Source organism: Kribbella italica, from assembly GCF_014205135.1.
GTDB lineage: Bacteria > Actinomycetota > Actinomycetes > Propionibacteriales > Kribbellaceae > Kribbella > Kribbella italica.
The window spans coordinates 1676543-1687109 of sequence record NZ_JACHMY010000001.1; the positions used below are offsets into that span (position 1 = coordinate 1676543).

Genomic DNA, 10567 nt, shown 5'->3' on the forward strand with positions numbered 1-10567 from the left:
CGGGTCAGCTCCCTCGATAGGTGGAATAGGCGAACGGGCTGAGCAGCAGGGGGACGTGGTGGTGCCGCTCGTCGGTGATCGTGAAGGTCACGGTGACCTCGGGAAAGAAGATCTCCTGGCCGGACGCGGCCGCGTAGGCGGCGACGTCGAACCAGAGCTGGTACGTGCCGGGCGCGAGCCCGTGCGGGGTCAGGTCGTTGACGCGGCCGTCGTCGTTGGTCCGGCCGGAGCCGAGCTCGACCACCAGGTCGGCGGCCCGGTCGCCCGGCCGCTCGGTGCCGATCCGCGACAGCCGGACCGGCACGCCGCACGCGGGTCTGCCCAGCGCGGTGTCGAGAACGTGCGTGCTGACGGTACTCATACCGGCACCTCCTGATCGACGACCTTGGTGAGCCGCAGGACGGCGATCTTGCGCAGCTCGTCCCGGACGACGGTCCGCTCGGCCGCGTCGTCGTGGCCCAGCCGCTCACGCAGCGAAGCGAGCATCTCCGCGGCCGACAGCCCGGTCGCGCAGATCAGGAACACCCGCCCGAACCGTGCCTCGTACGACCGGTTGCCCTCGGCCAGCGCATCGCGAGCTTCCTCGCCGACCCCGGACTGCTCGGCGCGCGACCAGGACGCCTCGGTGCTTTCCCCGGACGCCCGGTCGCCGATCCGCGGATGCGCGGCGAGCGCCGTGTCGACCTCGGCGTCGTCGAACGTGCTCGCGGTCCGGTCAGCGACCTCGGTCAGCGCCGCGAGGTCGTCGTACGGGCGGCCGGCGAGCACGCCGTCGACCCAGCGGTCGACGTCGCAGCAGGCCGACAGCATCGGTCTCAGTCGTTCGGCCGGTACGGCGTTGAAGGCGCGCAGGTCCATCAGTTCTCCCCAGTGGTGAGCAGCTCGCCGTCGATCCAGACGGCGCGGACGTCGGCCGGCGTACCGAGCGTGAAGATCCGGGCCAGCACTTCCTCGGCGTCGGCCGCGTGGGTGATGCCGACCGCCAGCGGTGAGCTGTCGGCGGGCCGCAGCAGCTGGGCGTCGAAGCGCTTGCCGACGCTCAGGTCGCCGACCTCGTCCAGGCCAAGCGCCTCGGCTCCGGCGGCTGTGGACAGGTGCAGCAGGTGGGCGGAGGTCAGTGGGTGACCGTGGTCGCCGAGGAGCTGCTGGCAGAAGTACGCCTGCAGCCCTTCCTTCAGCAGCGAGAACCCGGTGCCCGCGCCGACGTCCGACCCGAGCGCGACGCGGACGCCGTGGTCGAGGTGCCGGCCGATCGGGAACAGCCCGCTGCCGAGCGCGGCGTTGCTCGTCGGGCAGTGTGCGACCGTCGCGCCGCTCGTGCCCAGCAGCTTGAGCTCGACGTCGGTCGGGTGCACGTTGTGCGCGAAGACGCTGCGCCGTCCGACCAGGCCGTGCTTGTCGTACGTGCTGAGGTAGTCGCTGCCGCCGAACAGCTCGGCCACCGTGGCGATCTCGGCGTCGTTCTCGTTCAGGTGCGAGGTGAACCACGCGTCCGGTACGTCGTTCAGTACGTCGTGGCAGGCGGCCAGCAGTTCGTCGGTGCACGAGAGCGAGAAGCGCGGCGTCACGGCGTACCGGTTGCGGCCGACGCCGTGCCAGCGGTTGGCCAGGGCAACGGATTCGGTGTGCGTGCGATCCGGGGTCGTCAGCAGGTCGGGCCGCAGCAGCCGGTCGCTGACGACCAGGCCGCTGGTGACGCGCAGGCCGACGCGAGAGGCAGCGGTGAAGAGGGTGTCCATCGCGTCGACGTAGTGGGCGCCGAAGACCAGCGCGCTCGTCGTACCGGCGGCCGCGAGGCCACGGACGAATTCGTCGGCCACGCTGCCGGCGTACGCCGGGTCGGCCATGCGGGCTTCCTCGGGCAGCGCGTACTTGTCGAGCCACTCCATCAGCGGCATGCCCATCCCGCCGACCGCGCGGATCTGCGGGAAGTGCACGTGCGTGTCGACGAACCCGGGCAGCACCAGCCCGCCGGTCAGATCGACGACCTGCTCGGCAGGGTGCGCGCGGCGCAGCTCCTGGTAGGGGCCGCGGGCACGGATCACGCCGGCTTCGACGAGCAATGCGGCGTCTGTGGCGACCCGCAGGGTGCCGCCGGCGAACGGGTTGTCAGGGGTGTCGAGGAACGTGCCTCTGAACAGCGTCATGCTTTTGCCTCACGATGGGCCGGCGCGTGGTTGCGCTCGGCAATGAATTGGTGGAGCAGCCAGGCCGCCACGCTGACGGCGATGGTGGCCGGCTCCTTGCCGGGCAGGTCCGGCAGACCGATCGGGGTGGTGATCGTGGCGATCGCCTCGGGCGGGTTGCCGTCCTCGGCGAGCTTGCGCTGGAACCGCGACCACTTGGCGCTGGAGCCGATCAGGCCGATCGTCGCCAGTTGTCCGTTGCGGAGCGCCGCGTCGCAGAGCGCGGCGTCCTCGGCGTGGTCGTGGGTCATCACGAGTGCGTGGGTGCCGGGCGGCAGCTCGCCGACGACGAGCTCGGGGAGTACGGGGACCTGGTGGATGTGGACGCCCGCTACGGCGTCGTCCAGGACGGCGAGCCGCTCGGCGGACAGCTGATCGGGCCGGGAGTCGATCAGGTGCAGCTCGAGATCGTGCCGCGCCAGGATCCGGGCCAGCTCGAGGCCGACGTGGCCGAGCCCGAAGATCGCGACGGACGGCACCACGGCGAGCGGCTCCAGCAGGAGCTTCATCTCCCCGCCGCAGCACTGCACGGCCTGCTGGTACGGCGCTTTGTCGGAGAGCTTGAACTCCAGCACCTCAGACTCAACCAGCTGCTCGGCGATCATCGCGCGAGCCCGGTCGACGGCCACCATCTCCAAGTTGCCGCCGCCAACGGTCGCCCACACGTGGTCGGAGCTGACAACCATCTTGGCGCCGGCCTCACGAGGGGAGTGCCCACGCACAGAAACCACCGTCACCAACACACCAGCCCGACGCTGCTCCCGAAGGCGCTGAACCGCTCGCAGCCACTCCATGTCGGCCTTCACACTCCACTCAGACGGGAGGGGGAGGGGGAGGAGGAGGGGGCCGGCTCGCCCCGGCCGCGAGCGGCTTCGCCGCTGCGGGCGCCACTCGCGCGGCTGCCGTCGAGGGTGGCGCCTGCTGCCGAGCGGGCCTTGTCCAGGGACCAGAACACCGCTTCCGGGGTTGCCGGGGAGGGCAGGTCGACGCTGGTTCCGGCTGGGCCGAAGGCTGCCGCGGCTTGGCGGAGTGCCTCGCGGACCGAGAAGGCCAGCATCAGCGGTGGTTCGCCGACGGCCTTCGAGCCGTAGACCGCGCCGTCCTCGTGGGCCTTCTCCAGCAGGTGCACGTTGAACACCTGCGGCATCTCCGAGAAGCTCGGCAGCTTGTACGTGCTGGCCGCCTGTGTCGCGAGGCGCCCGCGGTTCGGGCCGTCGGACTCGTCCCAGCGCAGATCCTCCAGCGTCAGCCACCCGGCGCCCTGGACGAAGCCGCCCTCGATCTGGCCGATGTCGATCAGCGGGCTGAGGCTGTCGCCGACGTCGTGCACGATGTCGACCCGGCGCAGCGTGTAGCCGCCGGTGAACCCGTCGACCTCGACCTCGGCGGCCGCGACGCCGTACGCGAAGTACTTGAACGGTTCGCCGTGCATCGCGTTGGCGTCCCAGTGCAGCCCCTCGGTCCGGTAGAAGCCGGCCGCCCAGAGCTGAACGCGCTGGTGGTAGGCGCTGTGCACGATCTCCTCCCACGGCACGCCGTCGCCCGAGAGACCGCGAGCGACCCCGTCGGTGAAGCGCACGTCGTGAGGACTGATCCCGAGCCGCCCACCGGCGACCTGTTCGAGCCGCTCGCGGATCTGCTCGCAGGCGTTCTTGATCGCCGCGCCGTTGAGATCGGCGCCCGAGCTGGCCGCGGTCGCGGAGGTGTTCGGCACCTTGTCGGTCCGCGTCGGTGCCAGCCGTACCCGCTCCAGCGGTACGCCGAGCGTCGTCGCCGCGACCTGCAGCATCTTCGTGTGCAGGCCCTGGCCCATCTCCGTGCCGCCGTGGTTGATCAGCACCGAGCCGTCCTTGTAGACGTGCACCAGCGCACCGGCCTGGTTGAACGCGGTCAGGTTGAACGAGATCCCGAACTTCACCGGCGTCGCCGCGATCGCGCGCTTGCGGTTGGCCTGCGCCGCGTTGAACCGCACGATCTCCGCCTGCCGCTCCGCGATCTCGCCGGTGCGGAGCACCTCGCTCCAGCACGCTTCGAGCCGCTCCGCGTGCCGGACGGGTTGCCCGTACGGCGTGCTGTGGCCCGGCTGGTACAGGTTGCGCCGCCGCAGCTCCATCGCGTCGTACCCGAGCAACGGCGCGCAGCGCCCGAGCAGGTCCTCGATGACGAGCATTCCCTGCGGACCGCCGAACCCGCGGAACGCGGTCTGCGAGGTCTTGTTCGTCTTCGCGATCTGCCCGTCGACGCGCACGGTCGGGATCCAGTACGCGTTGTCGATGTGGCACATCGCGCGGGCCAGCACGGGCTCGGACAGATCGAGGCTCCAGCCGCCGTCCGCGGTGAGTGTGGCGTCGAGCGCGACGATCCGGCCCTCGTCGTCGAACCCGGCGCGCCACCGGCTGTGGAAGCCGTGCCGCTTGCCGGACATCGTGACGTCCTGCGTGCGGTTGAGCCGCAGCCGGACCGGGCGCCCGGTCAGCGTTGCGCCGAGGGCGGCGATCGCGGCGAAGCCGTGCGGTTGCATCTCCTTGCCGCCGAACCCTCCGCCCATCCGCAGGCACTGCACGGTCACCGCGTGGCTGGCGACGCCGAGCACGTGCGCGACGATCTCCTGGGTCTCCGACGGGTGCTGCGTGCTGCTCTGCACGAAGATCTGGCCGCCCTCGTCGACCAGCGCGAGCGCGCAGTGGGTCTCCAGGTAGAAGTGCTCCTGCCCGGCGAACTCGAATTCCCCCTCGAACACGTGCGCCGCCGAGTCCAAGGCGGCGTCGACGTCGCCGTGCTCGAGGTGCCGGCCGGTGCCCTGGAAGTTGCCCGCGGCAATTGCTTCGCGGACGGTGACCAGGGACGGCAGCTCGTCGTACTCGACCTCGACGGCGGCCGCGCCGAGCCGCGCGGCCTCCAGCGTCTCGCCGAGCACCCAGCAGATCGCGTGGCCGTGGAACATCACCTCGGTGCTGGGGAAGAGCGGCTCGTCGTGCTTCACGCCGGCGTCGTTGACCCCGGGGACGTCCTCCGAGGTCAGGACGCGGACGATACCTGGCACGTCGTACGCCGGCTTGACGCGCAGGTCGACGATCCGGGCATGCGCGTGCGGCGACTGGACGGGATAGGCGTGCAGGACGTCCTTGGTCCGGACGACGAGGTCGTCGGTATAGAGAGCCTCGCCGGTGACGTGCAGCGCGGCGCTCTCGTGCGGCAGCGGTACGCCGACCACGGCCTTGGCGGGGCGTTCGGACAGGTGGCTCATGCGCTGACCCCCTCGACGTCGAGCTGCTGGGCCTGTTGGGCATGGAAGCGGAGGAGCGACTGGCCGAGCATCGCGGACCGGTACGACGCGCTGGCGCGGTGGTCGTCCATCGGGGTGCCCTCGGTCGCCATCACCGCCGCCGCCTCGCGAACCGTGCGCTCGGTCCACGGGCGGCCGATGAGTACTTGCTCGGTCGCGCCGGCGCGGATCGGGGTGGCAGCGACGCCGCCGAGTCCGATGCGGGCCCGCTGGACGACTCCGTCGACGACGTCGAGGGCGTAGCCGACGGCCACGCTGGAGATGTCGTCGAAGCGGCGCTTGGCGATCTTGTGGAACGCGGTCAGCGGCGCGAGCGGTCGTGGGACGAGGATGGTGCGGATCAGCTCGTCGGGAGTCTTGAGTGTTTGCCGGTAGCCCGTGAAGTAGTCGGACAAGGCAACTGTCCGCTCGCCTCGGCGCGACGCCAGGACGAGCTGGGCGTCGAGGGCGAGCAGCGCCGGCGGGGTGTCGCCGATCGGTGAACCGGTCCCGAGGTTGCCGCCGATCGTCGCGCCGTTGCGAATCAGCCGCGAGGCGAACTGCGGGAACAGCTGCTCGAGCAGCGGCACCCGTCCGGCGAGCATCCGCTCGATCTCGGTCAGCGTGAGCGCGGCGCCGATCCGGATCTGGTCGTCCTCAACGGAGAACTCCCGGAGCTCGCTCAGCCGATCGACGGCAACCACCAGGGGAGACCGCACCCCGCGCAGGTTGACCTCGACCCCCGCATCCGTCGAGCCGGCCACCACCTTGGCTTCGGGGCTCTCGGCAAGAATGTCCAGCACGTCTCTCAACCGCTCCGGCCGAACGAACTCGGCCCCACCCGACACCAACCGAGTCACCGCCGCCGGGGGAGGAGGAGTCGCTCGACGCGCCGCAAGTGTGTCGTCGATCTCCGGGTCGCCCAGCGCGTACGCCGCGTCGCGGATAGGACGGTAGCCAGTACAACGACACAGGTTGCCGCTCAACGCGTGCAGATCGAAACCGTTGGCGCCGTGCTCACCGTCTCCTGTGCACGCCGTACGGGTTGGTCGGTAGTACTCGGCGGCCATGCTGCAGACGAAGCCTGGGGTGCAGAAGCCGCACTGGGATCCGCCGCGGACTGCCATTTCCTGCTGGACGGGGTGGAGCGAAGAACTGGTGCCCAGGCCTTCCGAGGTGACGACCTCCTGGCCGTCCAGTGCGGCGACCGGGACGAGGCAGGCGTTGATCGCGGTCCACTCGGTCGGGCTGTCGATACCGGGCCGGGCGACCAGGACCGAGCACGCACCGCACTCGCCTTCGGCGCAGCCTTCCTTCGCGCCGGTCAGCCCGCGGTCGCGGAGCCAGTCCAGCGTGGTGGTGTGGACCCCGGCGCCGTCCAGTGAGACGTCGGCGCCGTTGACCTTGATCTTCGGGCTCATCGGTTGCTGCTCCAGCGGGTCCTTGCACTGTGGATGGGATTGGCGTCGGACAGGAAGTCGTCGAAGCGGTAGCCGGCGATCTTCGCGATCTCCAGCAGCGCGGCGGCGTGCTCCTGGTTCTCGCAGTTGCCGAGCCGTTCGCGGCCCTGCTCGACGATCCGGGCGAACGAGTCCGCGTCGCGGACCGAGATCACCAGCGGGAAGCCGAAGCGCTCGCGGTACTGCTCGGTGATCGCGGCCAGCTCGTCGCGCTCGGGCTCGGCCAGGAAGGTGAGCCCGCGGGTGGCCTGGTCCCGCAGCGACGCCTCACCGCTCAGCCCGTCCGCGACGAGCTGCGACCCGAGCTGCGGGTACGCCTCGATCAGCTCACGCTGCTCCTCGACCGACCCGGAGAACAACGCCTCCTGGAACGACCGCCGTAGCGCGTGCGTGTCGGTGAACGGCCGCATCTCCCAGGCCCGCTCGACCATCCAGCGCGGCCCCTGGAACAGCCCGGCGAACGTCTCGACGAACTCCGCCCGCGTCATCTTGTTCACCTGGTCCAGCCGTACGGCGCTCGCCCCCGGCTGACCGGCGACGGCCGGGCCGAAGTCCTTGCCGACGTGGTGGAAGAGCAGGTTCAGCAGGATCGCGGTCAGGCTGCCGAGCGTGATGCCGCTGCCGAAGATGATCTCGGCCCAGTCCGGCACCGCCTGGGCGACTTGCGGCTGCGCGGTCACGTACATGGCCAGCCCGACGCTGGTCGCGACGATCACCACGTTGCGGTGGTCGTGGAAGTCGACCTTGGTCAGCGTCTGGAAGCCGACGACGGCGACGGTGGCGAACATCGCCAGCGCGGCACCGCCGAGCACCGGGTGCGGGATGCCGGCCACGATCGCGCCGGCCTTCGGCAGCAGTCCGAGGATGATCATGATCACGCCGGCCGCGGCGACCACCCAGCGGCTCTTCACCCGGGTCAGCCGGACCAGCCCGACGTTCTCGGCGAAGCAGGTGTACGGGAACGAGTTGAAGACGCCGCCGATCGTGGTGGCCAGACCGTCGGCCCGCAGCGCCCGGGCGATGTCCTCGCGGCCGATCCGCTTCTCGACGATCTCACCGGTCGCGAAGACGTCACCAGTCGTCTCCACCGCGGTGATGAGCATGACGACGACCATCGAGATGATCGCGGCGATCGAGAACTGCGGCCAGCCGAAGTAGAAGGGGGTGGTGACGCCGACCCAGCCGGAGTCCGCGACGGCGCCGAAGTGGGCGTCCCCGAGCGCCCAGGCGACCAGCGTCCCGACCACCAGGCCGACCAGGACGGCGACCGTTGCCATGAACCCCTTGAAGACTCGCTGGATCAGCACGATCAGTCCGAGCGTGCCCAGCGCGTACGCGAGGTTCTTGCCGCTGGTCGGGTCCGACGTCGGTCCGGCACCGCCGGTGGCGTCGCCGGCCGCGACCGGCAGCAGAGCGAGGCCGATGATGGTGATCACCGAACCGGTGACGACCGGCGGGAAGAAGCGGATCAGCCGGCTGAAGAACGGCGCGATGAAGAACGTCGCCAGACCGGCGACCAGGACCGCGCCGTAGATGACCAGCAGTCCGTCGGTGCCGCCGCCGGCGGCCAGACCGATCGCGATCATCGGCGACACCGCGGTGAACGTCACACCCTGCAGCAGCGGCAGCCGGACACCGACCTTCCAGAACCCGACCGACTGGATGATCGAGGCGATACCGCAGGTGAACAGGTCGGCGTTGATCAGGTGCACGAGTTGCTCGGTGCTGAGGCCGATCGAGTTCGCCAGCAGGATCGGGACGATCACCGCGCCGGCGTAGAAGGCCAGGACGTGCTGGGTGCCGTAGACGGCAAGACGTCCGGGGGACATCACCTCGTCGACGGGATGACGCGAGGTCTGGCGTCGGGGGCGCAGGGCTGCCTTCATCGAACACCCTCCAAGGGGTCGGCGGCGGGATTGTGACCTGCACGACAGCTTGCGTTCACCCTGTGGTCGCGGGCTATCGACGAACCTCCGAAGATCGGCCACCGCGGCAGGGCCGGTTCTGTGCGATCACCCAAAGGGCGGGGTTCAGAGCGACTTGAGCGCCAGGAACACGTCGATCTTGTCCTCGAGCCGGGACAGATCGCGACCGGTCAGTTGCTCAACGCGTTCGATCCGGTACCGGACCGTGTTGACGTGCAGGTGCATCGCCTCGGCGGTCCGGGACCACGAGCCCGAGCAGGCGAGGAACTCGCGCAGCGTGGCGAGCAGCTCGCCGCCGGTCTTGCGGTCGTGGTCGAGCACGGGGCCGAGCACGCGGTGCGTGTACGTACGCCGTACGTCGTCAGGCACTGTGGCGAGCAGGAGCACGTGGGAGGCGACCTGGTCCGAGGTCACCACCGACACCGGGGTCGTGCCGGCTCTCGCGACCCGGTGGGCGAAACGGGCTTCCTCCAGGGCGCCGGCCAGGGCGTCGACGGAGGTTTCGCCACTGATGCCGACGGCAATCCTCGACCGGCCCAGGCCGGGGGCGAGCCGGCCGAACGCGCGACGCAGCAACTCCGGCAAGTCAGGTGCCCAAGGCAACAAACCGATGAGGAGCCCGTCGCGACCCGGCGCAACTGTCGCAGGACCGATCGCTCCGGCGACATCTTCGAACACAGTGACAGCCACCTCGGCCGACCCCGCGTCGCGCGGGACTTGGTCTGCGGGCTGTGGGGTGAGCAGCTCGGCTACCACAACCACCATCGGGCGGTCCGGTTGTGCGCCGGCCTGGCGGAGGCGGGTGGTGACCTCGGGCAACGGTCCGCCGGACTCGACCAGGCTCAACGCGTCGGCCATCAACGGGCGCAGCGCGAGGCGGCCTTCGTCTCGGCGTACGCGGTCGAGGGCGGCGATCGCGCACAGCTCGTGCACGGTCTCGACCTGGTCGCGCGGCCATTGCGAGTGGTCGCCCTCGATCACGAGCAGCCAGGCGGTCAGCCGGTTGCCGAGGCCCGACCCGACCGGGAACACGCTGTACGCCGCGTCGCCGGCGTCCGCGACGGCCGGCGTCCGGTCGGCGGTGAGGAAGCGACGGGTGACCGCGTCGAGCGTCAGGTCGTCGAGCGGCTCCGGACCCGGTACGACGTGCCGCCCGGTCGGCGTGATCACCCGGCACGTGTGCCCGATGTCGTCGGAGATCTGGGCGGCGAGTTCGTCGAGGCTGCGCCCGGACGCGATCGCCGACAGCAGTTGGCGCTGACGGACCAGGCTCGCGGACAGTCGTGCTCCGCTGTCGGTCGCGGCGGCGACGTACTCGGTGACGTCCGCGAAGGCGACCTCGGTCGGCACTTCGACCAGCGTCAGCTGGTGGCGACGGCAGGCCTCGACCAGGTCCTCGGGGATCGTGCCGAACAGCGCCTTGCCGGCCAGAATCGTGGTCGCGCCCCGGCCGGCCACCGAGGCGACGAAGGTCTCGCTGTCGGTGGGACCGCGACGCCAGACCAGACCCGTCAGGACCAGTTCGCCGCCGCTGAGGTAGTTGCCGGGCTCGAGCAGGTCGGTGGTGACGAGCCGGCCGATCGGGCGGTCGGCAGCGTCCTGCGCCTGGTGCAGCAGACGCAGGCCGAGCCCCGGCGCGTCGAACAGTTCGGACAGCAGCATGTGATCACCTCCCGCCCCTTTGGAGAAACCTACAGCGCTCGGGGCGCTTGACGCTGCGGGTGACGGCAA

Annotated in this window: 8 protein-coding genes; all 8 read right to left on the reverse strand. The window is 70.5% G+C overall.

Going from position 1 to position 10567, the window contains the following annotated elements; all coding sequences use genetic code 11:
- Window positions 1-4 precede the first annotated feature (4 nt).
- The 8 genes from uraH to HDA39_RS07895 all read right to left on the reverse strand — a co-directional run bounded on the left by uraH (window position 5) and on the right by HDA39_RS07895 (window position 10498).
- Complete coding sequence (gene uraH / locus HDA39_RS07860; RefSeq protein WP_184794567.1) at window positions 5-361, reverse strand: hydroxyisourate hydrolase; 357 nt, start codon at window positions 359-361, stop codon at window positions 5-7.
- Window positions 358-858, reverse strand: a complete 501-nt coding sequence (gene uraD / locus HDA39_RS07865) for a 2-oxo-4-hydroxy-4-carboxy-5-ureidoimidazoline decarboxylase (RefSeq protein WP_184794568.1) — start codon at window positions 856-858, stop codon at window positions 358-360. Before uraD (HDA39_RS07865) ends, uraH begins: the two co-directional genes overlap by 4 nt.
- Window positions 858-2147, reverse strand: coding sequence for a guanine deaminase (guaD, locus tag HDA39_RS07870; RefSeq protein WP_184794569.1), 1290 nt, complete (start codon window positions 2145-2147; stop codon window positions 858-860). Before guaD ends, uraD (HDA39_RS07865) begins: the two co-directional genes overlap by 1 nt.
- Complete coding sequence (xdhC, locus tag HDA39_RS07875; protein WP_184794570.1) at window positions 2144-2980, reverse strand: xanthine dehydrogenase accessory protein XdhC; 837 nt, start codon at window positions 2978-2980, stop codon at window positions 2144-2146. The genes guaD and xdhC overlap by 4 nt, the downstream gene beginning before the upstream one ends.
- Window positions 2981-2988: 8 nt before the next feature.
- Complete coding sequence (xdhB, locus tag HDA39_RS07880; protein ID WP_184794571.1) at window positions 2989-5433, reverse strand: xanthine dehydrogenase molybdopterin binding subunit; 2445 nt, start codon at window positions 5431-5433, stop codon at window positions 2989-2991.
- On the reverse strand, window positions 5430-6872 hold the full coding sequence (locus HDA39_RS07885; RefSeq protein ID WP_184794572.1) for a xanthine dehydrogenase small subunit: 1443 nt from the start codon (window positions 6870-6872) through the stop codon (window positions 5430-5432). The genes xdhB and HDA39_RS07885 overlap by 4 nt, the downstream gene beginning before the upstream one ends.
- Window positions 6869-8797, reverse strand: a complete 1929-nt coding sequence (gene uraD / locus HDA39_RS07890; RefSeq protein WP_184794573.1) for a 2-oxo-4-hydroxy-4-carboxy-5-ureidoimidazoline decarboxylase — start codon at window positions 8795-8797, stop codon at window positions 6869-6871. The genes HDA39_RS07885 and uraD (HDA39_RS07890) overlap by 4 nt, the downstream gene beginning before the upstream one ends.
- Before the next feature lie 144 nt (window positions 8798-8941).
- Window positions 8942-10498, reverse strand: a complete 1557-nt coding sequence (locus HDA39_RS07895; RefSeq protein ID WP_184794574.1) for a PucR family transcriptional regulator — start codon at window positions 10496-10498, stop codon at window positions 8942-8944.
- Between the last annotated feature and the right edge of the window lie 69 nt (window positions 10499-10567).